This window comes from Streptomyces sp. NPDC025638, assembly GCF_055558775.1.
Genome location: NZ_JBVHLX010000024.1, coordinates 59,266 through 79,333 on the forward strand (window position 1 = coordinate 59,266; position 20,068 = coordinate 79,333).

A 20,068-nucleotide genomic window follows, 5' to 3' on the forward strand; every position below is an offset into this window, starting at 1 on the left:
CGAGGCCGTGCGCGGAGCCGGTCGGCTCAGGCGGCGGCCTGGCGGCGCATCGCCGGTACGCGCATCGGGCGCGAGCCCGGGCCGCCGACGTGCGAGAAGGGCTGCGTCCGCCAGTTCAGGCCCTGGGGAAGCGTCAGCACGACGGCGGTGCCCTGCTCCTGCTGCCCGAGGGACTCCCCCGCGGGGCGGGCGTCGGCCGCGGCACGGCCCGTGCCGGCGCACACCGTCAGCCCGAACGGGTTCCACGGCGAGGCGCACAGCGCGTGCTCCGGCAGGACGTCCTCGTCCGCCAGCAGGGCGATGGGCTGCGCGCAGTCCGGGCAGATCACCCGGTACATCTCGAAGGTGTCGTAGTCGTCGGCGTCCTCGGTGTCGTAGGCGTCGGGTTCGACGCCCTCCGGCTCGGGCTCGACGACCAACTGCGGGCGCTTGGGCGCGGTACGACCAGGGCGCTTGGGATTCTGCATGGGATTCTCCCCCTCGGGCTGGGCCGTGAAGGCACTGCGGCCTCGACCACAGCAAGCACTTCCCGTCCCCTCTGGGCGGTAATCACGAGTGCACCACGGAGCGCGCTCAAGCGCTGTGGCGTTCGTCACATGCCAATTGCAGGTGCCCGGTGCGGCGGGTTTGTCCCTCGGACGGAGCACAGCCTGCGCTCCAGGACATCACGAACCGGCCATGACCTGGGCTGCTCGGGTATCCGAGGAGGTCAGGCGCACTGTAGGTTCTTGCGCCATGGAGGAGCTGGACCGTCAGATCGTGCAGCTGCTCGTCAAGGACGGGCGGATGAGCTACACAGACCTGGGCAAGGCCACGGGGCTGTCCACGTCGGCCGTGCACCAGCGGGTGCGCCGGCTGGAACAGCGTGGCGTCATCCGCGGCTATGCCGCCGTCGTCGACCCCGAGGCGGTCGGGCTGCCCATGACCGCGTTCATCTCGGTGAAACCGTTCGACCCCAGCGCCCCCGACGACATCGCGGACCGCCTCGCCGACGTCCCCGAGATCGAGGCCTGCCACAGCGTCGCGGGCGACGAGAACTACATCCTCAAGGTCCGCGTGGCCACCCCGCACGAACTGGAGGAACTGCTCGCCCGGCTGCGCTCGCTGGCGGGCGTGTCGACGCGCACGACGGTGGTGCTCTCCACGCCGTACGAGGCACGGCCGCCGATGATCTGAGAGGCGCCCCGAGTGCGGTGCGGGTCGCCTCGCGCGAGACACTGTTCGGCATGAGTGAGCGCCCCGCCGACCCGAAGACCGTTCTGCTGCGCCGCGGGGAGGTCCACAGTCCCGCGGACCCCTTCGCCACCGCGATGGTCGTGGAGCGCGGCCAGGTGGCGTGGGTCGGTTCCGAGGGGGCCGCCGACGCCTTCGCGGACGGTGCCGACGAGGTCGTCGACCTGGACGGTGCCCTCGTCACCCCGGCCTTCAGCGACGCCCACGTCCACACCACGTCCACCGGCTTGGCCCTGACCGGTCTCGACCTCTCCGGCGCGCCGTCCCTCGATGCGGCCCTGGCCCTCGTACGGGACTTCGCCGCCGCCCGCCCCGACGACCGTGTCCTGCTCGGTCACGGCTGGGACGCCGCCCGCTGGCCCGGCGGCCGCCCGCCGACGCGCGCGGAGCTCGACGAGGCCACCGGTGGACGCCCGCTCTACCTCTCCCGTATCGACGTCCACTCGGCGGTCGTCACGACGGCCCTGCTGGACCTGGTCCCCGGTCTCGTCGTCCGCGACGACGCCCCGCTCACCAGCGACGACCACCACGCCGTACGCGCCGCCGCGCTCGGCGCCCTGGCACCCGCCCAGCGCGCCGAGGCCCAGCGGGCCGCTCTCGCGCACGCCGCCTCCCTGGGCATCGGGTCCGTCCACGAGTGCGGCGGCCCCAAGATCTCGTCCGAGGACGACTTCACGAGCCTGCTGCGGCTCGCCGCCGAGATGCCAGGCCCCAGGGTCGTCGGCTACTGGGCCGAGCAGGGCGACGAGGGCGTCGCCAGGGCACGGGAACTGGGCGCGCTCGGCGCCGCCGGAGACCTGTTCGTCGACGGCGCCCTCGGCTCGCACACCGCCTGTCTGCACCAGCCGTACGCCGACGCCGGCCACACCGGCACCGCCTACCTCGACGCGGACGCCGTCGCCGCGCATGTCGTGGCCTGCACCGAGGCGGGCCTCCAGGCGGGCTTCCACGCGATCGGCGACGCCGCCGTGACCGCCGTGGTCGAGGGCGTGCGCGCCGCCGCCGACAAGCTCGGCCCGGCCCGCGTCCGCGCCGCCCGGCACCGTGTCGAGCACGCCGAGATGCTCACCCCCGAGACCATCGCCGCCTTCGCCGAGCTCGGCCTGACGGCTTCTGTGCAGCCCGCCTTCGACGCGCTGTGGGGCGGCGAGGACGGCATGTACGCCCAGCGCCTGGGCGCGGAGCGGGCCCGGCTGCTGAACCCCTTCGCGGCCCTGCTGCGGGCCGGCGTCCCGCTCGCCTTCGGCTCCGACAGCCCGGTCACACCCCTCGACCCGTGGGGCACGGTCCGTGCGGCCGCCTTCCACCGGACACCGGAGCACCGCGTCTCCGTACGCGCCGCCTTCACCGCGCACACGCGCGGCGGCTGGCGGGCCATCGGCCGCGACGACGCGGGCGTCCTGGTGCCCGGAGCGCCCGCCGACTATGCCGTGTGGCGCACCGACGAACTGGTCGTCCAGGCCCCCGACGACCGCGTCGCCCGCTGGTCGACCGACCCTCGTTCGGGTACACCTGGGCTGCCCGATCTGACGCCGGGCAACGACCTCCCGGTCTGCCTGCGCACCGTGGTGGGCGGACGGACCGTGTTTGTACGGCCGGGCGAGTGATCTCCCGGGGTGGCGCGGTCGGGATCGGCCGCCGCCGCCCCGTCGCGCGACCTGCGCATCCTCCGCACCGACCGGGTCTTCGGGGGTGTTTTCGCAGGTCAAACGGGTGTTGACAGTCAGCCGCAGGCGGCCGGTAGGTTCGGCCGAGTCCACCACCGGACGCCCGACCGGAGAACCTCCGCGCACTCGTCGCAGCGCCGCTGGGTCAGGGACGGTGTGCCGCACCGGGGCATCGTCACTGGGATCCAGGCTCAGCGCCCGCGCCGACGAGGGAATGTTCCGGCCGGTCGGGGAGGTGTGACCCGGATGGGGCCCGGACGCTCAGTAGACAACGGCTTCAGGTCGACCCGCAGCCAGCGGGTCCCAGGTCGGCCCGAAGGGTGCCGGGCCCCCATCCGCAGCGCGCACAGTAGCCGAAAAGAGCCTTCTTACCCCGCTCTTGTGGAATCGACACCACCATACGAACGAGCTGTCACGTCGGCGCAGGCCGCGGCCACTATGGTGGGACCCCTGCGTACGACATGAAGGGGCAGCAGTGAACGACGGCGACGGGACCCTCGCGGCACAGGCCCAGGGGAGGCAGTTCGGCCCGCTCGGCACGGCCTTGGTGATCATCCCGACCTACAACGAGGCGGAGAACATCAAGTCCATCGTCGGCCGGGTCCGCAAGGCCGTCCCCGAGGCGCACGTTCTCGTGGCGGACGACAACAGCCCCGACGGCACCGGCAAGCTCGCCGACGAGCTGGCCGCCGAGGACGACCACGTCCAGGTGCTGCACCGCAAGGGCAAGGAGGGCCTCGGCGCCGCCTACCTCGCGGGCTTCCGCTGGGGCCTCGACAACGGCTACGGCGTCCTCGTCGAGATGGACGCCGACGGCTCCCACCAGCCCGAGGAACTGCCGCGCCTGCTCACCGCCCTCAAGGGCGCCGACCTCGTGCTCGGTTCCCGCTGGGTGCCCGGCGGCCGGGTCGTGAACTGGCCCAGGTCCCGCGAGTTCCTCTCGCGCGGCGGCAGCACCTACTCGCGCATCATGCTCGACGTGCCGATCCGCGACGTGACCGGCGGCTACCGCGCCTTCCGCCGCGAGACCCTGGAGGGCCTCGGGCTCGACAAGGTGGCCTCGCAGGGGTACTGCTTCCAGGTCGACCTGGCCCGGCGCGCGGTCAGGGCCGGCTACCACGTCGTCGAGGTGCCGATCACGTTCGTGGAGCGGGAACTCGGCGACTCCAAGATGAGCCGTGACATCGTCGTCGAGGCCCTGTGGCGGGTCACGGCGTGGGGCCTGGGGGAGCGGGTCGGCAGGATCACGGGCAAGGGCAAGCAGGCATAGCCCGGTCCCCGGGACCTCACAGGCCCCGCTGATCGCCCCCTTATCCCGCACTGAGCCGGGCCCAGGCACACTGGGAGAATGACGACTGGTGCTCCGACCTCTTCGCCCTCCACCCGGCCCCGGCGCTCGCGGCTGCGCAGGTTCCTGCCGCTGGGCGTGGCCGCGTGGCTGGTGCTGGAGATCTGGCTGCTGACCCTGGTCGCGAACGCGGCGGGCGGCCTCACGGTGTTCCTGATCCTGCTCGCGGGCTTCGTCGCCGGCTCCGTGGTCATCAAGCGGGCCGGCCGACGCGCCTTCAAGAGCCTCAACGAGGCGCTGCAGCGCGGCGGCTCCCCGGAGCGCGGCGGCGGCAACGGCTTCATGATGCTCGGCGGCCTGCTGCTGATGATCCCGGGACTGCTCTCCGACGCGGCCGGCCTGCTGCTTCTGATCCCCCCGGTGCAGAAGGCACTGAACAGCTACGCGGAGCGCACCTTCGACCGCAGACTCCGCCGGGCCACCCCCGGCTCGCTGGGCGACGCCTTCCAGCAGGCCCGCATCCACCGCCCCGACGGCAAGATCGTCCAGGGCGAGGTCATCAGGAACGACGCGGACGAGCCGGGCGACACAGCATGGGAGCAGCGCCCACCGCTGACGAGCTGACCTTTCCGGCTCCGGTCGGCAAATTCAGCCCGTCCGGCGCTGGAGGACGAGGCCGTTCAGGCCGAAGCGGGGTCTGGGGGCGCAGCCCCCAGGGCCGGCCACCCACCACACAGCCGCAGGAGAGAACGAAACCGCGGGCGCCGTACGTCGACTTCACGTACGGCGCCCGCGGTTACTCACGTGCGCTGTTGTCGCGGACCAAGCCCCGCAGGGACTACGCGCTCTTGCGGCTGTCCCGAGGGTGAACCGCGATGTTCATCGCCCCGGAGCGGAGCACGGCAAGGCGCTCCTCGAGGACCTCTTCGAGTTCCTCGCGGGTCCGCCGCTCCATCAGCATGTCCCAATGCGTACGCGCGGGCTTGGCCTTCTTCTCCTCAGGGCCATCGCCGTCCACAAGGAGTGCCTGGGCACCGCAGACCTTGCACTCCCACTCCGGCGGAATTTCCGCCTCGACCGAGAAGGGCATCTCGAAGCGGTGCCCCTTCTCGCATGCGTACTCCACGGCCTGGCGCGGGGCCAGGTCGATGCCGCGGTCCGTCTCGTAGCTGGTCACCACGAGGCGCGTACCGCGAAGAGCTCGCTCACTCATGAATCGTGCCTCCCGGGCTTGTCGCCCACAGGACAGGTGTCGCTGTCGTCGTCATCCGGTCAACGTCCGGTCGGCGGTAAAGATTCCCGTTCCGTGTCCCGTTCCGGGTCATGCGTCGCCGTCGTAGCCGCCCCTTGTTGTACCCACCGGCGCCCGGTTTGTCACATCTGCTAGCAGATGTCACCCAGCGTTTCGGCACCTTTGACGCGCAGTAACGGTACGCCTGGCAGGCCAAACGCGTACACTACCGCCCTTTCGTGTTGAGCGCTAAATCAGTGCTAGATCCTTTCCGGAACCGGGTTGCCCGCGCCCTCGATCGCCCGCCGTACCGGAACCCGCGCGAGCAGCGCGAACCCGATGACGAAGAAGGCCACCAGCGAGATGATCGCAGAGCGATAGCTGCCGGTCAGCTGGTACGTCACCCCGAACAGAAGCGGGCCCAGCCAGCTCATGCCCCGATCGCTCATCTCGTAAGCGGAGAAGTACTCGGCTTCCTTGCCGGGCGGGACCAGATGGGAGAAGAGTGACCGGGACAACGCCTGGCTGCCGCCCAGCACCAGCCCGATCCCGGCGGCCAGCACGAAGAACCAGACCGGGGCCCCGGCGGGCAGGAAGTACCCGGCCCCCAGCGTGACCGTCCAGGCGACCAGCGATCCGAGGATCGTGCGCTTCGCGCCATAGGTCCGGGCCAGCCGCCCCATCGTCAGCGCGCCCGCCACCGCGAGCACCTGCACCAGGAGCACGGCCCCGATGAGCGTCGACTGCCCGAGCCCCAGCTCCTCGGAGCCGTAGACCGATGCCTGGGAGATCACCGTCTGGATGCCGTCGTTGTAGATGAGGTACGCGAGCAGGAAGGCGAGCGTCAGCGGGTGCCGGCGCATGTGGCGGACGGTCGCGACGAGCTGCCGCAGCCCGGCGGAGGTGGCCCCCGCCTCCGCCCCTGCACCCGCTCCCGTCGCCGTCGCCATCGAGCGGCGGTCGCGCAGCCGTCGCAGCGGTACGAGCGTGAAGGCGCCCCACCACAGGCCGGCCGCGGCCAGGCAGATGCGGACCGCCGTCGTCTCGGAGACGCCGAAGCTGTCGTGCGCCGAGTACAGGACGAGGTTGGCGACCAGGACCAGTGAGCCCGCCGCGTAGCCGAAGGCCCAGCCCCGTGAGGAGACCGCGTCGCGCTCCTCGGGCGGGGCGATCTGCGGCAGGTAGGCGTTGTAGAGCATCATCGCCACGGACTGCGCCGCGTTCGCGACGATCAGCAGCAGCCCGCCCAGCAGATACCGGTTGCCATGGAGGAAGAACATGCCGGTCGTCGCCGCGGCGCCGGTGTACGCGGCCGCCGCGAGCAGCGGCTTCTTACGGCCGCTGCGGTCCGCCGCGCTGCCCACCAGGGGCATCACCACGACGGCCAGGATCACCGACAGGGACACCGAATAGGCGAAGAAGGAACCCGCCCGGACCGGGATGCCCAGCGGATGCACAAAACCGTCCGCGTCCGCCGCGGATTCGGCCACCGATGTGAGGTAGGGGCCGAGGAACACGGTCAGCACGCTCGTCGAGTAGACGGAGCACGCCCAGTCGTAGAAATACCAGCCGCGCTGCTCGCGCCGCCGTTCGACGGCCTCGTCGGCCGCCCCCACCCGCACGGTCTCGGTGCTCACCCGTGCCCTCGCTTCCCCGCAGAAGTGCCGTGCGAAGGCTCGTGCCGTGCCCCGGGGCGCTCAGACCCAGACGCCCCGGTCCTCCATGACCTTGCGCAACGTGTCGATGTGATCGGTCATGATGCCATCGACTCCCAGGTCGAGCAGTCGGTGCATCCGCTCGGGTTCGTTGATCGTCCACACATGGACCTGCAACCCGAGCGCATGGGCCGCGCGCACGAAGCGGTGGTCGACCACCGGGACGCCCGACTGTGACTCGGGCACCTGTGCGGCGACCGCCGACCGGCGCACCGCGGCCGGCAGCCCCCAGGAGCGCAGCCGCAGGCTGAGCACGCCGCGGACACCGAACGACGTGGCGAGGCGCGGCCCGGCCAGCCGCTGGGCGCGCAGCACCCGCGCCTCGGAGAAGGAGCCCACGCACACCCGGTCCCATGCGTCGGTGCGCTCGATCAGCTCCAGCAGGGGCCGCAGGGCCGGCTCCGCCTTGGCGTCCACGTTCCAGCGCACGTCCGGGAAGGTCTCCAGCAGTTCCTCGAAGAGCGGCACCGGCTCGCGCCCCGCCACGCGCGCGTGCCGTATGTCGTCCCAGGGGAGGTCACCGATCCGGCCCGCCCCGTCGGTGACCCGGTCGAGGCTGTCGTCGTGGAAGGCGACCAGCTTGCCGTCGGCGGTGGCGTGCACATCGGTCTCGATGTACCGGTAGCCGAGTTCGACCGCGCGCCGGAACTGCGCCACGGTGTTCTCCAGGCCGTCGGCGGCCCCGCCCCGGTGGGCGAAGGGGATGGGGCCGGGATGGTCGAGGTACGGGTGGCGTATGAGCGTGGTCACGGACGCAGTATCACCCTTTCGGGTGTACCGCTGGCAACGACCGTGCTGCCTTCCGATGCCGACGGGACCACGAAGACCCGCAGGAACAGCTGGGCCAGCGGGCCGATGGACAGCGCGTACAGCAGCGTACCGACATTGACGTTCCCGCCGAGCGCGAAGCCGGTGACCACGACCGCCACCTCGATCCCGGTCCGCATCAGCCGGACGGAACGGCCCGTACGGCGGTGCAGCCCCGTCATCAGACCGTCGCGCGGGCCCGGGCCGAGGCCGGCCGAGATGTAGAGGCCGGTCGCCGCGCCGTTGAGCACGACTCCGGCGAGCAGCAGGGGGATCCGCACCGCCAGGGAGTGCGCCTCGGGGAGCAGGGCGAGCGTGCCGTCCATGGCGATGCCGACGACGAAGACATTGGAGACGGTGCCGATCCCCGGGCGCTGGCGCAGCGGGATCCACAGGAGCAGCACCGCCGCGCCCACGACGATCGACACGACGCCGATGGTCAGCCCCGTGAGCTCGGCGAGCCCCTGGTGCAGCACGTTCCAGGGCTCCAGGCCCAGGCCCGCCTCTACGAGAAGGGCGGAACTCGCGCCGTACAGCGCGAGCCCTCCGTACAGCTGGATCAACCGTCGCCCGAGATGGCCCTGCGTGGACAAGACGTGCCCCCCTGGTGTGGTGGTAGTGGCCTGACGCATGACACCCTGTGGCTTGCGAAGGAACGGCATCCATGGCCAATTCGGGGAAGGTGGACTGATCTTCATGGTGCAGTGGACCTCGGCGGTGGGTGCCGCACAGCTCGGCCGGTTGCTCAACTCCCAGCAGGAGCGCCCGGCGGGTCCGGGCACCCGCCGCCCGCCCGCCTACCGCGCGCTCGCCGACGGCATCCGGCTGCTCGTGCTGGAGGGCCGGGTGCCGGTGGCCGCCCGGCTGCCCGCCGAGCGGGAGCTGGCGCTCGCTCTCTCCGTGAGCCGCACCACGGTCGCGGCGGCCTACGAGGCGCTGCGCACCGAGGGCTTCCTGGAGTCACGGCGCGGCGCCGGCAGCTGGACGGCCGTACCCGCCGGGAACCCGCTGCCCGCGCGGGGCCTTGAGCCGCTGCCGCCCGAGGCGCTGGGCTCCGTCATCGACCTGGGCTGCGCAGCGCTGCCCGCCCCCGAACCCTGGCTCACCCGGGCCGTGCAGGGCGCGCTGGAGGAGCTGCCGCCGTACGCCCACACCCATGGCGACTACCCGGCCGGACTGCCGGCCCTCCGCGCGATGATCGCCGAGCGCTACACCGCGCGCGGGATCTCCACCATGCCCGAGCAGATCATGGTGACGACCGGGGCGATGGGCGCCATCGACGCGATCTGCCATCTCTTCGCGGGCCGCGGCGAGCGCATCGCCGTCGAGTCCCCTTCCTACGCCAACATCCTCCAGTTGATGAGGGAGGCGGGCGCCCGGCTGGTGCCGGTCGCGATGGCCGAGGGGCTGTCCGGCTGGGACATGGACCGCTGGCGGCAGGTGCTGCGGGACGCCGCGCCCCGGATCGCCTATGTCGTCGCCGACTTCCACAACCCCACCGGGGCGCTGGCGGACGAGGACCAGCGGCGCCGACTGGTGGACGCGGCTCGCTCGGCGGGCACGGTGCTCGTCGCCGACGAGACGATGAGCGAGCTGTGGCTGGACGAGGAGTTCGCGAACGGACCGATGCCGCGCCCGGTGTGCAGCTTCGACCCGGCGGGCTCCACGGTGATCACGGTCGGCTCGGCGAGCAAGGCCTTCTGGGCGGGCATGCGCATCGGCTGGGTGCGCGCGGCACCGGATGTGATCCGCAGTCTGGTCGCCGCGCGCGCCTATGCCGACCTGGGCACCCCCGTACTGGAGCAGCTGGCCGTCAACTGGCTGTTCAGTACGGGCGGCTGGGAGCAGGCGGTCGACCTGCGGCGCGGTCAGGCCCGCGAGAACCGCGACGCGCTGGTGGCGGCGGTACGGCGGGAGCTGCCCGGCTGGGAGTTCGAGGTGCCCAAGGGCGGCCTGACGCTGTGGGTGCGCGCGGGCGGTCTGTCGGGCTCGCGGCTCGCGGAGGCCGGGGAACGGGTCGGGGTCCGTGTCCCGTCCGGCCCCCGCTTCGGGGTCGACGGCGCCTTCGAGGGGTATGTGCGCCTGCCGTTCACCGTGGGGGGAGCGGTGGCCGAGGAGGCGGCGGCGCGCCTGGCCGCGGCGGCCCGGCTGGTCGAGGCCGGGGCGACCGGCGGGACCGAGCCACCGCGGACGTTCGTCGCGTAGGTCTGCGCGGTCAGGCCTGCTCGGCGGCCACGGCCTCCACCGGCACCGGCTCGACCCCGGTCTCCACCGGCCGCGTGGGTTCGGCGTCCGCCGGCGTCGTGCGTGCGGGCAGCAGTGCGAGCACCGCCTGCCGGTCGGTGTCGCTCGCGGCGTCGTCGTACGGGTCGGGGGTGGACGGGACCTGGAGCCGGTGGACGGGCCCGTTGCCCAGGCGGGCGTAGCCGCGCCCCGGCGGGACATGGGTGAGCGGCGTCGTGTGCGGCGGCGCCCCGAGCACCGCCTCCAACTGCTCCGGCGCCGCCGGGCCGAGCACGACGCGCGCGCGCGTGTGCTGCCGTACCGGCTCGCTCAGCGCGTCCGCGCTGTCGAACTGCTCGGCCACGACGACGGTCACATGGGCCGCACGGCCGTGTCGCAGTGGAACCTGGAGCAGGGCCTGCGGGTCCTTGCGGCCGTCCGCGGCGGCGAGATGGCTGAAGACGCTGGGGCGGTCCAGCAGGATCCACAGCGGCCGCTTGGCGTCGTCCGGTGTCGGCTGTCCCGCCTGCCGGGCCCGGTTCGCCGCGATGAGCCGTCGCTCCGTCTCGTGCGCGGCCCACTCCAGGCTGGCCTGTGCCCCGGTCAGTCCGCACTCGACGGCCAGGACCCCGTTCCGGCCGGTGAGGCAGGCGTACTCGCCGGTGCTGCCGCCCTCGACGATCAGTACGTCGCCGTGCTGGAGCGCCTGGAGGGCGACGCAGCGCAGGAGTGTCGAGGTGCCGCTTCCGGGCTGGCCGACGATCAGCAGATGCGGCTCGGTGGAGCGGATGCCGGTGCGCCAGACGACGGGCGGGACGTCGCGCTGTTCCTCGCCGTAGTCGAGGGGAAGCGTGCGTTGGACCTCGGAGGGGTCGGTGAAGCCGAGCACGGTTTCGCCGGGGGCGGTGACGAAGTGCTGGGCGGCGATGTCGGTGGGCAGGGGAGCGAGGACGGTGACGGTGAGCTGGTTGCCCTCCTCGTCCCAGGCGAAGTGGTACTCGCGGCCGCGTCCGGCCTTCGCGGCGAGCAGATGCTCGATGCGCGCGCGGGCCTCGGCCTCCCCGTCCGGGAAGTACGCCGGGTAGCGGATGACCAGGTGGGACACCCGTCCCGCGTCGTCGAACTCGATGGCGGAGAAGGACTTCTCCCACTCCCCGCCGTGGGTGTACTGCGGTGCCGGGTCGTCGGGGTGCGAGAAGTAGGGCACCAGCGATTCGTACAGCGAATTCAGCCGCTGCACCTGGGACTCGTCCGGGCCCGCGGGCTCGGGCTCGGCCCGCCCCCGGCCCTGCCAGGCTGCCGCCGCCATCAGCGTGATGACGGCGAGCAGCGGTCCGTACGGCATCAGCGCCACGACCAGGACGATCGAGGCCGCCAGGAACAGCAGCGGCCCCCGTTTGTCCTTGGGCGTGTCCGCCCATTTGCGCCGCCCGGCCGTGGCCAGCCGGCGCAGTCCGCGGGTGACGGTGATCAGCGGATGGAGGACGTCGGTGGCACTGTCGGCCGCCGTCCGGGCCAGCTCCCGGCTCCGGGCGATCTGTGCGCTGCCGTTGCTCAGGATGCGGGGGAGGGGGCGCCGGGCCACTGCTGTCTCCTGTTGGTGCGTACGGGCGTGAGGGGCGGCGTCAGAACTTGATGCCGCCGAGCAGGCTCGCCAGGCTCTCGCCGCCTGCCTTGATGCTCGGGGCGATGGCCGTGCTGGCGAGGTAGAAGCCGAACAGTGATGAGACACAGGCGTGCGATGCCTTGAGGCCGTCCTTCCGGAAGAAGAGAAAGACGATGATGCCGAGCAGGACGACGCCTGACATGGAGAGAATCATTTGAGGTCTCCTGGTGTCGAGGGGGACAGTCACCATGAGTTCTTCCAGGATCACAGCATGTATCCATACGACAAAAGGTGCAACTGGGTGTTTTTCACCCGTTTTCCCTCTCTTGGTGGAACGATCCGGCCCGCTGGAGCAGCGCTCATGGCCTCGGACGACCGGGACCATGGCGTCCGATGACCGGCACTCTTGAGCCCGGTGGCCTTCGCGGCGATCTTTACCTCGGGCAGATCGGGTCATGTGCCGCGGAAGCCAGTACGCTGGCGATTCACTCGTACGGCGGCAACCGCTCGCTGCCGTACGCTCCCTCAGTCCCGAAGTTCACAGGAGAGGCGGTCCGTCCGATGACACAAGCCCCCGACCCCGAGGTCGTGGAGCTGGCGACCAAGATCTTCGATCTGGCCCGCCAGGGCCGGACCGAGGCGCTCGTGGCGTACGTCGACGCGGGCGTTCCGGCCAACCTCACCAATGACCGCGGGGACTGTCTGGTGATGCTCGCCGCGTACCACGGTCACGCCGACGCGGTGCGTGAACTGCTCGACCGGGGCGCCGAGGCGGACCGGGTGAACGACCGGGGTCAAACCCCGCTCGCCGGGGCGGTGTTCAAGGGCGAACAAGAAGTGATCAAGGCTCTTCTCGAAGGCGGCGCCGACCCCACCACGGGTACTCCGTCGGCCATCGACACAGCGCGTATGTTCGGCAAGAAGGAACTCCTGGAATTGTTCGGCGCACAGTGATCCGAACGTCCTGATCAGGTACGACACAAAAAACGGGGGAGGCGGTAAAGGGCCGCCGGAAATACGGTCGCGGCAGGAGAAACCCGCGAGTCATCATGACGTCGTGATTCACGGACGTGATGGCAGGGCAGGTGTTGCCGCACCGCGCGGACCGTGATGCGGTCCGCATGGGCCACTGACGAGAGGCAGAGAGAAATGGTCAGCAGCAAGCAGAAGACGGCGGGCGCCCCGACGTTGTGTCACGCGGCCAGGTAGTGCGTGTTCCCCGGTTGCGTCGACGCTTGATGTGAGGCTGTTTCCCATGTTCGATCCGGTCATAGCGCCCAGCGGTACGCTGCTCGGCCTGCTCCAGCGGGGCCGCGGTGACGGCACGCTGCACGCGCTCACCGCCCCGCGTGCCGAGGCGCTCGCGGCACTGCACCACTGTGTGCTCCGCGACCCCCGCCACGACTGGCAGGTGGAGAACCGCTCCCTCTACTACGCCCGGCTCTACCTCGACCTCGACGGAGAACTGGACGCCGTCGAGGCCCACCTCTTCGACCCCGAGGACGTGCTCGACTCCGACGAGTCCCGCACCGGTCTCGCGCTCGCCGTCCTCGGACACCTCGCCTCGTACGGCAGGCGGGACGCCCTCGAACTGCTGCGCAGGTACGCGGCCATCGGTTCCAACTGGGCCTGGGCACTCGACGAACTCGCCCTGCGGGACGACGACGCGGGCCTGCGCGCCCTCGCCGCACCCGTGCTGGCCCGCTTCGCCACCGACGCGGAGGGCGAGGGCGAGCTGGCCGCGGCCGTGCGGGACGCCTTCGAGCCCCGGCCCTGGCGGCTGTGGGCCGAGGATCCGCGTGAATCCGTCGCCACACGCGTGCGTGCCGCCCAGGAGACCGGCTGCTTCGACCGCTGGCAACGCCAGATGCGACCGAGCGGGCCCCGTCCGGGGTGGAGCGTGCAGGCGGTGTTCGAATGGGCCCAGCAGGGCGTCGAACGCGGTGCCGCCCTCCATGTCCCGGCCGCCCGCTGCCTCGTCGCCGTCGCGGGTCCCGAGGACCGTCCGGAGATCGTCCGGGCCGCCCGGGAGGGCGGCGAGGGCGCCCGGTGTACCGCCCTGCGGTACTTGGCCGACAGCAATGACCGCGAGGCCCTCGACCTGATCGAGGCCGCGGTGACCGACGGCACGACACCCGTCGTGGAGGCCGCCGTCGACGCCTTCGAGCGGATGCGCAGTATCGCCGCCGTCGACCGGGCCCGCGGCTGGGCCCACCGGCCCGACGCCCTCGGCGCCGCCGCCGGACGCATGCTCGCCTGCCGCGGCGGAACCCAGGACAGCGACCTCGTCCTCGGCGCGCTCCGCGAGGCCGTACGGGGCGAGGGCCCCGACGCGCCGACCCTGTGGACCCTCGTCGAAGGCACCGGACGCCTCGGCATCGTCTGTGCGGCGCCTGTTCTGCGCCATATTTATCGCGAGACGGCCTCGTCGCACCTGCGCGGCCGCGCCGCCCGCGCCTTGGCCGCCACCGACCCCTCGTTCCCCGCGGGCTTCGCCGTCGAATGCCTGTGGGACTGCGAGGAGACCACCCGCGAAGTCGCCGCCCGGCACGCCGAGACCGGCGACGCCCGGGTCGTCGAACAGCTGCGCCGGCTGGCCGCGGATCCGGCCGAGGAGGACGAGGTCCAGACAGCCGTACGCAGTCGGATCACGCCCGACGGGCCGGTCTCATGAACACGAGGTGACTCGCGGGTCAGGAGGGCATGGACACGGTCTGACCTGCTCGGGTGTGCAGCGCAACGCTCATGGGACGTTTGTCGTCCGGAAAGATCCACGTTGACGCGGCCACGTCCAGTGCGGCGAGAACACCGGTATGCGTGTCGTCATCGTGACCGAATCCTTTCCCCCCGATGTGAACGGCGTGGCCCACTGCGCGCTCCAGACCGCCCGGCACCTCGTCGACCGCGGTCACGCTCCCCTCGTCGTCGCCCCGGCCCCCGCTCCCGGGAACAAGCCCGACGCCTCGGCGCCGTGCCCCGTCATCCATGTCCCCTCCCTCCCGCTCCCGGGCTACCCCCAGGTCCGCGTCGCCCTGCCCAGCAGGCGCCTCGCCGCGGCACTCATCGAGCACCGCGCCGATGTCGTGCACCTGGCCAGCCCCTTCATCCTCGGCGTCCGCGGCATGGCGGCCGCCGCCCGGCTCGGTGTCCCCGCCGTGGCCGTCTACCAGACCGATCTGGCCGGATACGCCCGTACCTACGTGGGCGCCGGCGAGGCGGCGGCCTGGCGGCGCATCCGCTCCGTCCACTCCGCCGCCGACCGCACCCTCGCCCCCTCCAGCGCGGCCATGCACGATCTGGAGGCGCACGGTGTGCCCCGGGTCAAGCTGTGGGCGCGCGGTGTGGACACCGTCCGTTTCCGTCCCGACCACCGTGACGAAGCGCTGCGGCGCGAACTCGCCCCGAACGGCGAGCTGATCGTCGGCTACGTCGGCCGGCTCGCCCCCGAGAAGCAGGTCGAACTCCTGGCCGGTGTCTGCGGCCTGGAGGGCGTGCGGGTCGTGGTGGTGGGCGACGGACCCAGCCAGGAGCACCTGCCCGAGGCCCTGCCCGGCGCGGTCTTCCTGGGGCGCCGCACCGGCGACGAACTCGCCCGGATCTTCGCCTCGCTGGACGTCTTCGCGCACACCGGCCCCTTCGAGACCTTCTGCCAGACCGTCCAGGAGGCCATGGCCAGCGGCGTGCCGGTGGTCGCCCCGGCCGCCGGCGGCCCGCTCGACCTGGTCGACCACGGCCGCACCGGGTTCCTGGTGCCGCCGCGCGACGCGGACGCCGTACGGGACGCCGTGCGGGCCCTGGCCGCCGACCCGGCGCTGCGTGCCGACTTCGGAGCCACCGCGCGGGCCACGGTCGAGGGCCGCACCTGGGCCGCCGTCGGCGACCAGCTGATCGCCCACTACGACGATGTGCTCGCCGGGCGCCGGGCGGTGGTGGCGGCATGACCACCGACTCCCTGCGCATCGTGCGGCTCGCCAACTTCGTCGCCCCCGCCTCGGGCGGCCTGCGCACCGCGCTGCGTGAGCTGGGCAAGGGCTTTCGCACCGCCGGCCACGAGCCGGTGCTGATCGTGCCGGGCGAGCGGCACACCGACCAGGACACCGAGCAGGGCCGGGTCATCACCCTGCCCGGCCCGCTGCTGCCGGGCACCGGTGGCTACCGCGTCCTCACCGACAAGCGGCGCGTCGCCGCCCTCCTTGAGGAGCTGGGCCCGGACCGCCTGGAGGTCTCCGACCGGACGACGCTGCGGTGGACCGGCAGGTGGGCCCGCCGGGCCCGGGTCCCCGCCGTGATGGTGTCCCACGAGACCGCCGACGGTGTGCTGCGCACCTGGGGCCTGCCGGAGAACCTGTCCCGCCGGGCCGCCGACTCCCTCAACATCCGTACGGCCCACACGTACTCGCGGGTCGTGTGCACCACGGAGTTCGCCGAGCGGGAGTTCGTGCGCATCGGCGCGCGCAACGTCGTACGGGCTCCGCTGGGCGTCGATCTGATGGAGCGGCACCCCGCCCTGCGGGACCCGGGTCTGCGGGCCCGGCACGCGCGCCCGGACGAGGCCCTGCTGGTGATGTGCTCCCGGCTGTCCGTGGAGAAGCGGCCGGGCACCGCGCTCGACGCGCTGGACGCGCTGCTGCGGCGCGGGCGGCGGGCGGTGCTCGTGGTGGCCGGGGACGGACCGCTGCGGGCGCGCCTGGAACAGCGGGCGCGCGAGCGCGGGCTGCCGATCACCTTCCTCGGGCATGTGTCCGACCGGGGTGCGCTGGGCGCCCTCCAGGCCTCCGCCGACGTGTCCCTGGCGCCCGGGCCGGCCGAGACCTTCGGGCTCGCCGCCCTGGAGGCCATGGCGTGCGGTACGCCCGTGGTGGCGAGCGCGTCGTCCGCGCTGCCCGAGGTGATCGGGTCCGCGGGCGCCACGGCGGCCGACCACGGCGAGGCCTTCGCCGACGCGATCGAGGGGCTCCTGGAGCGGGCCGAGCCCGGGCGCCGGGAGTCGGCACGCGCGCGGGCGGAGTGCTTCGGGTGGGGAACGGCGGTGGAGGCGTTCCTCGCGGCGCACGATGCGCCGGTGCTGTCCCGCGGTGCGGGCGAGGGTACGGACGGGCAGGACAGCCCGGCACCGTCCCGTCGCGTCGTCCCGGAGGGCGTCGTATGAGACCCGTCCGCTTCGTGGCCCTCGGTGACTCGCTGACCGAGGGCGTGGGGGACCCCGCCGGTGACGGGTGGCGCGGCTGGGCCGCGCTGCTGGCCTGCGGGCTCTCGGAGAACCCGGTCGAGTTCACCAACCTCGCGGTCAGCGGGGCACAGACGCGCGACGTCCTGGAGCGCCAGACCCCGGCCGGACTGGAGCTCGGCCCGGACGTCGTGTCCGTCGTCATCGGTGTCAACGACACCCTGCGCTGCACCTTCGACATCCACGCGGTGGCCGCGCGGCTCGACAAGGTCTACGCGGCCTTCACCCGACAGGGCGCGGTCCTGCTCACGGCCTGCCTGCCCGACCCCGGCGCGATGCTGGGGCTCCCGGGTGCCCTCGCCCGCCCGCTGGCCCGGCGGCAGCGGGCGGTCAACGCGGTCGTGCACGCGCTGTCCGACCGCTACGGCGCCGTCCACCTGCACGCCTCGGAGGGCCTCTGGCTCACCGACCGCGCCATGTGGAGCGCGGACCGGCTCCATCCCGGCGAGCGCGGCCACCGGCAACTGGCCCTGCGCTTCCACGCGCTGCTCGCCGACGCGGGCTTCGCGACCGGGACCACGCCCTCGCCCGAGCCGGAGTTCGCGGCACCCACCAAGTCGGCGAGCCTGTGGTGGCTGGCCACCGCCGGCACCGCCTGGGTGGCCAGGCGCTGCACCGACCTGCTGCCGCAGCTGCTGAGGCTGGCCGCCGACGAGATGCGGCACCGCGCGCGGGGCACCAGCGCCCGCCTCGACCTGCGGACGTCCGCCGCGGTGTCGGCCGCGCTGGCCGCCCTGTCCGTCGCGGAGCAGCCGGACGCGGCGTGACGGCTCAACGGCGGCGTACGGGCACGAAGCGGACCGGGGTGCCCGGCACCGCCTGCGCGGCCGCCGGGAGGTCGGCGGCGCGGACCACCGCGATCACCGGGTAGCCCCCGGTGGTCGGGTGGTCCGCGAGGAAGACCACCGGGCGGCCGTCCGGTGGCACCTGGACCGCGCCCAGCACCATGCCCTCACTGGGGAGTTCGCCGGGAACGGCCCGCTCCAGCGCGGGCCCCTCCGTGCGCAGCCCGATGCGGTTGCTCGCCGACGACACCCGGTACGTGCGCGTGGTGAAGTCGCGCAGGGCCCGTGGCGTGAACCAGTCGTCGCGCGGGCCCGGCGTCACGCGCAGGACGAGTTCGGCCGGTGGCCGCGGCTGCGGGGCGGCGTCCACGCGCGCGTGCGAACCGACGGGAGTGCCCAGCGGCAGCACCGCGCCGTCCGTGAGCGGCGCCGGGCCGAGGCCGGACAGCAGATCCGTGGAACGGCTGCCGAGGACCGGCTCGACGGCGATGCCGCCGGAGACGCCCACGTAACCGCGAACTCCGGCAACGGCCGTGCCCACCTCCAGCACCTCCCCGGCCGGCACCACGACCGGGGTGCCCCAGGCGACCGGCCGCCCGCCCACCGTGACGGGGCACGGGGCACCCCCGACCGCCACGGTGACCGCCGAACGGGGCCGTACGGCACAGCCGTTGAGGGTGGTCTCCAGGACGGCGGCGTCGGGCGGGTTGCCGACCAGCCGGTTGACGAGCGCCGCGGCGGGTGCGTCGAGCGCTCCGGAACGGGGCACACCGAGGTGGGCGTACCCGGGCCGCCCGCTGTCCTGCACGGTGGTCAGCGCACCAGCCCGTACGACGACGAGCGCGCGGTCGGTCATGCGTCGTCCGCCGGTACGGAGTCGCCCACCGGCGCGGAGCCGCCCGCCGGTATGAAGTCGTCCGCCGGTATGAAGCGGACGCGCGTCCCCGGTGACAGCAGCGCGGCCGGCACGCGCGCGTGGTCCCACAGGACCACGTCCGTCGTCCCGATCAGCTGCCAGCCGCCCGGCGACGAACGCGGATACACACCCGTGTACGGGCCCGCGAGCGCCACGGCACCGGCCGGCACGGCGGTACGCGGAGTGGCCCGGCGTGGCACGTCGTAGCGGTCCGGGAGACCGGTGAGGTAGCCGAAGCCGGGCGCGAAACCGCAGAAGGCGACGGTGAATTCGGTGGCGGCGTGGATGTGGGCCACCTCCTGCTCGGACACCTTCCAGTGCGCGGCGACCTCGGCGAGGTCCGGGCCGTCGTAACGCACGGGGAGCTCGATCGCCGCACGCGCGCGTGGAGGTGTGGGCGGTACCTCGGAGGCGGTCAGTTCGGATGCCCAACGGACCGGGTCGTCGAGGCCGTCGAGGAGGACCGTACGGGCCGCCGGGACGATCTCGCGGACCGCCAGGGAGCCCTCCGCGCGGCGGCGCAGCAGCTCCGCGTGCAACGCCTGGGCCTGCGCGTCGGACGACACCTCGACCAGCAGGCCGCTGTCGCCGACGGGCAGGGCCCTCATGCGAAGGCCTCCACCCGGACGCCCGCCTCCACCAGCCGCGCGCGCACGCGGCGGGCCAGTTCCACGGCACCCGGGGTGTCCCCGTGCAGACACAGCGAGCGGGCGCGCACCTCGATGCGCGTGCCGGAGCGCGCGTTGACGGAGCCGGAGCGCGCCAGATCCACCGAGCGCTCGACGACCGCCTCCGGGTCGCTGACGACCGAGCCGTCCTGCCCGCGCGGCACGAGCGTCCCCTCGTCGGTGTACGCGCGGTCCGCGAACGCCTCCGCGACGGCCGGCAGCCCCGCCTTCTCCGACAGCTCCAGCAGGCGCGAGCCGGGCAGCCCGAGGACGGTGAGCGAGGCGCCGGCCAGGAGCACTCCGTCGATCACCGCCCGGGCCTGCTCCTCGTCGTGCACGACCCGGTTGTAGAGCGCGCCGTGCGGCTTCACATAGGCCACGCGCGCGCCCGCCGCGCGCGCGAAGACCTCCAGGGCGCCGATCTGGTACGCCACTTCGGCCGCCAGCTCGGCGGGCGGCACCTCCATCGCGCGCCGCCCGAACCCCGCCAGGTCCCGGTAGGAGACCTGTGCGCCGATCGTCACACCGCGCTCGGCCGCCAGCTCGCACACCCGGCGCATGGTGGCCGCGTCCCCGGCGTGGAAGCCGCAGGCCACGTTGGCGCTGGTGACGACGGACAGCAGCTGTTCGTCGTCGGTCAGCCGCCAGCGGCCGAAGCCCTCGCCGAGGTCGGCGTTCAGATCGATCGCGGTCATGGAACCG

20 protein-coding genes are annotated in these 20,068 nt (G+C 72.9%); 10 read left to right on the forward strand and 10 right to left on the reverse strand.

Annotation, left to right across the window (positions count from 1 at the left end; genetic code table 11):
* Positions 1–26: 26 nt before the first annotated feature.
* Positions 27–467 carry a hypothetical protein gene (locus ACZ4EG_RS40960; protein ID WP_453557944.1) on the reverse strand — a complete coding sequence of 147 codons (441 nt, stop codon included), beginning with the start codon at positions 465–467 and terminating at the stop codon, positions 27–29.
* Positions 468–735: 268 nt separating this feature from the next.
* Between ACZ4EG_RS40960 and ACZ4EG_RS40965 the strand changes: the two genes are divergently transcribed.
* The 4 genes from ACZ4EG_RS40965 to fxsA all read left to right on the forward strand — a co-directional run bounded on the left by ACZ4EG_RS40965 (position 736) and on the right by fxsA (position 4,812).
* Entirely contained in the window at positions 736–1,176 is a 441-nt protein-coding gene (locus tag ACZ4EG_RS40965) for an Lrp/AsnC family transcriptional regulator (protein ID WP_263206489.1), read from the forward strand.
* Between the two features lie 50 nt (positions 1,177–1,226).
* Positions 1,227–2,840, forward strand: a complete 1,614-nt coding sequence (locus tag ACZ4EG_RS40970) for an amidohydrolase (protein WP_467794231.1) — start codon at positions 1,227–1,229, stop codon at positions 2,838–2,840.
* 535 nt (positions 2,841–3,375) lie between these two features.
* Positions 3,376–4,170: a polyprenol monophosphomannose synthase gene (locus ACZ4EG_RS40975; protein ID WP_453557939.1), complete on the forward strand. Its 795-nt coding sequence runs from the start codon at positions 3,376–3,378 to the stop codon at positions 4,168–4,170.
* Positions 4,171–4,248: 78 nt separating this feature from the next.
* The gene (gene fxsA / locus ACZ4EG_RS40980) at positions 4,249–4,812 is read left to right on the forward strand and encodes an FxsA family membrane protein (RefSeq protein ID WP_453557937.1); all 564 of its coding nucleotides are present in this window, start codon (positions 4,249–4,251) and stop codon (positions 4,810–4,812) included.
* Between the two features lie 214 nt (positions 4,813–5,026).
* On the opposite strand, the gene ACZ4EG_RS40985 is transcribed toward fxsA, so the two are convergent.
* The 4 genes from ACZ4EG_RS40985 to yczE all read right to left on the reverse strand — a co-directional run bounded on the left by ACZ4EG_RS40985 (position 5,027) and on the right by yczE (position 8,573).
* Complete coding sequence (locus ACZ4EG_RS40985) at positions 5,027–5,401, reverse strand: RNA polymerase-binding protein RbpA (RefSeq protein ID WP_003977404.1); 375 nt, start codon at positions 5,399–5,401, stop codon at positions 5,027–5,029.
* Positions 5,402–5,679: 278 nt separating this feature from the next.
* Positions 5,680–7,056, reverse strand: coding sequence for an MFS transporter (locus ACZ4EG_RS40990; protein WP_467794232.1), 1,377 nt, complete (start codon positions 7,054–7,056; stop codon positions 5,680–5,682).
* Positions 7,057–7,116: 60 nt separating this feature from the next.
* Complete coding sequence (locus ACZ4EG_RS40995; protein WP_467794233.1) at positions 7,117–7,884, reverse strand: glycerophosphodiester phosphodiesterase; 768 nt, start codon at positions 7,882–7,884, stop codon at positions 7,117–7,119.
* Entirely contained in the window at positions 7,881–8,573 is a 693-nt protein-coding gene (gene yczE / locus ACZ4EG_RS41000; protein WP_453557933.1) for a membrane protein YczE, read from the reverse strand. The genes ACZ4EG_RS40995 and yczE overlap by 4 nt, the downstream gene beginning before the upstream one ends.
* Before the next feature lie 64 nt (positions 8,574–8,637).
* On the opposite strand from yczE, the gene ACZ4EG_RS41005 reads away from it, so the two are divergent.
* Positions 8,638–10,146 (forward strand): SCO1417 family PLP biosynthesis transcription factor, encoded by a 1,509-nt coding sequence (locus ACZ4EG_RS41005; protein WP_453557931.1) that lies wholly within the window; start codon positions 8,638–8,640, stop codon positions 10,144–10,146.
* Between the two features lie 10 nt (positions 10,147–10,156).
* Here the strand turns inward: ACZ4EG_RS41005 and ACZ4EG_RS41010 are convergent, their stop codons facing one another.
* Both ACZ4EG_RS41010 and ACZ4EG_RS41015 read right to left on the reverse strand, forming a co-directional pair.
* Entirely contained in the window at positions 10,157–11,749 is a 1,593-nt protein-coding gene (locus ACZ4EG_RS41010; RefSeq protein ID WP_467794234.1) for an ATP-binding protein, read from the reverse strand.
* 40 nt (positions 11,750–11,789) lie between these two features.
* Positions 11,790–11,984 (reverse strand): hypothetical protein, encoded by a 195-nt coding sequence (locus ACZ4EG_RS41015; protein WP_235455802.1) that lies wholly within the window; start codon positions 11,982–11,984, stop codon positions 11,790–11,792.
* 347 nt (positions 11,985–12,331) lie between these two features.
* Here ACZ4EG_RS41015 and ACZ4EG_RS41020 point away from each other — a divergent pair, with 347 nt between their 5' ends.
* From ACZ4EG_RS41020 to ACZ4EG_RS41040, 5 genes are all read left to right on the forward strand, one after another.
* Positions 12,332–12,724 (forward strand): ankyrin repeat domain-containing protein, encoded by a 393-nt coding sequence (locus ACZ4EG_RS41020; RefSeq protein ID WP_467794235.1) that lies wholly within the window; start codon positions 12,332–12,334, stop codon positions 12,722–12,724.
* Positions 12,725–13,025: 301 nt separating this feature from the next.
* The gene (locus ACZ4EG_RS41025; protein ID WP_467794236.1) at positions 13,026–14,444 is read left to right on the forward strand and encodes a HEAT repeat domain-containing protein; all 1,419 of its coding nucleotides are present in this window, start codon (positions 13,026–13,028) and stop codon (positions 14,442–14,444) included.
* Between the two features lie 139 nt (positions 14,445–14,583).
* Positions 14,584–15,711 carry a glycosyltransferase family 4 protein gene (locus ACZ4EG_RS41030; protein ID WP_467794237.1) on the forward strand — a complete coding sequence of 376 codons (1,128 nt, stop codon included), beginning with the start codon at positions 14,584–14,586 and terminating at the stop codon, positions 15,709–15,711.
* Positions 15,708–16,919 carry a glycosyltransferase gene (locus ACZ4EG_RS41035; protein ID WP_467794238.1) on the forward strand — a complete coding sequence of 404 codons (1,212 nt, stop codon included), beginning with the start codon at positions 15,708–15,710 and terminating at the stop codon, positions 16,917–16,919. Before ACZ4EG_RS41030 ends, ACZ4EG_RS41035 begins: the two co-directional genes overlap by 4 nt.
* Entirely contained in the window at positions 16,916–17,764 is an 849-nt protein-coding gene (locus tag ACZ4EG_RS41040; RefSeq protein ID WP_467794239.1) for an SGNH/GDSL hydrolase family protein, read from the forward strand. The genes ACZ4EG_RS41035 and ACZ4EG_RS41040 overlap by 4 nt, the downstream gene beginning before the upstream one ends.
* 4 nt (positions 17,765–17,768) lie before the next feature.
* On the opposite strand, the gene ACZ4EG_RS41045 is transcribed toward ACZ4EG_RS41040, so the two are convergent.
* The 3 genes from ACZ4EG_RS41045 to ACZ4EG_RS41055 are packed head-to-tail and all read right to left on the reverse strand — an operon-like array spanning position 17,769 to position 20,061.
* On the reverse strand, positions 17,769–18,638 hold the full coding sequence (locus tag ACZ4EG_RS41045) for a 5-oxoprolinase subunit C family protein (RefSeq protein ID WP_467794240.1): 870 nt from the start codon (positions 18,636–18,638) through the stop codon (positions 17,769–17,771).
* Positions 18,635–19,306, reverse strand: coding sequence for a 5-oxoprolinase subunit PxpB (gene pxpB, locus ACZ4EG_RS41050; protein WP_453557916.1), 672 nt, complete (start codon positions 19,304–19,306; stop codon positions 18,635–18,637). Before pxpB ends, ACZ4EG_RS41045 begins: the two co-directional genes overlap by 4 nt.
* Positions 19,303–20,061 (reverse strand): LamB/YcsF family protein, encoded by a 759-nt coding sequence (locus ACZ4EG_RS41055; protein ID WP_467794241.1) that lies wholly within the window; start codon positions 20,059–20,061, stop codon positions 19,303–19,305. The genes pxpB and ACZ4EG_RS41055 overlap by 4 nt, the downstream gene beginning before the upstream one ends.
* Positions 20,062–20,068: the final 7 nt, after the last annotated feature.

Excerpts from the sequence above, each read along its gene's own strand:
- ACZ4EG_RS40960 (WP_453557944.1), bottom strand. The coding sequence starts at position 467 with ATGCAGAATCCCAAGCGCCCTGGTCGTACCGCGCCCAAGCGCCCGCAG.
- ACZ4EG_RS40965 (WP_263206489.1), top strand. The coding sequence starts at position 736 with ATGGAGGAGCTGGACCGTCAGATCGTGCAGCTGCTCGTCAAGGACGGG.
- ACZ4EG_RS40970 (WP_467794231.1), top strand. The coding sequence starts at position 1,227 with ATGAGTGAGCGCCCCGCCGACCCGAAGACCGTTCTGCTGCGCCGCGGG.
- fxsA (WP_453557937.1), top strand. The coding sequence starts at position 4,249 with ATGACGACTGGTGCTCCGACCTCTTCGCCCTCCACCCGGCCCCGGCGC.
- ACZ4EG_RS40985 (WP_003977404.1), bottom strand. The coding sequence starts at position 5,401 with ATGAGTGAGCGAGCTCTTCGCGGTACGCGCCTCGTGGTGACCAGCTAC.
- yczE (WP_453557933.1), bottom strand. The coding sequence starts at position 8,573 with ATGCGTCAGGCCACTACCACCACACCAGGGGGGCACGTCTTGTCCACG.
- ACZ4EG_RS41005 (WP_453557931.1), top strand. The coding sequence starts at position 8,638 with ATGGTGCAGTGGACCTCGGCGGTGGGTGCCGCACAGCTCGGCCGGTTG.
- ACZ4EG_RS41015 (WP_235455802.1), bottom strand. The coding sequence starts at position 11,984 with ATGATTCTCTCCATGTCAGGCGTCGTCCTGCTCGGCATCATCGTCTTT.
- ACZ4EG_RS41020 (WP_467794235.1), top strand. The coding sequence starts at position 12,332 with ATGACACAAGCCCCCGACCCCGAGGTCGTGGAGCTGGCGACCAAGATC.
- ACZ4EG_RS41025 (WP_467794236.1), top strand. The coding sequence starts at position 13,026 with ATGTTCGATCCGGTCATAGCGCCCAGCGGTACGCTGCTCGGCCTGCTC.
- ACZ4EG_RS41030 (WP_467794237.1), top strand. The coding sequence starts at position 14,584 with ATGCGTGTCGTCATCGTGACCGAATCCTTTCCCCCCGATGTGAACGGC.
- ACZ4EG_RS41035 (WP_467794238.1), top strand. The coding sequence starts at position 15,708 with ATGACCACCGACTCCCTGCGCATCGTGCGGCTCGCCAACTTCGTCGCC.
- ACZ4EG_RS41040 (WP_467794239.1), top strand. The coding sequence starts at position 16,916 with ATGAGACCCGTCCGCTTCGTGGCCCTCGGTGACTCGCTGACCGAGGGC.
- ACZ4EG_RS41045 (WP_467794240.1), bottom strand. The coding sequence starts at position 18,638 with ATGACCGACCGCGCGCTCGTCGTCGTACGGGCTGGTGCGCTGACCACC.
- pxpB (WP_453557916.1), bottom strand. The coding sequence starts at position 19,306 with ATGAGGGCCCTGCCCGTCGGCGACAGCGGCCTGCTGGTCGAGGTGTCG.
- ACZ4EG_RS41055 (WP_467794241.1), bottom strand. The coding sequence starts at position 20,061 with ATGACCGCGATCGATCTGAACGCCGACCTCGGCGAGGGCTTCGGCCGC.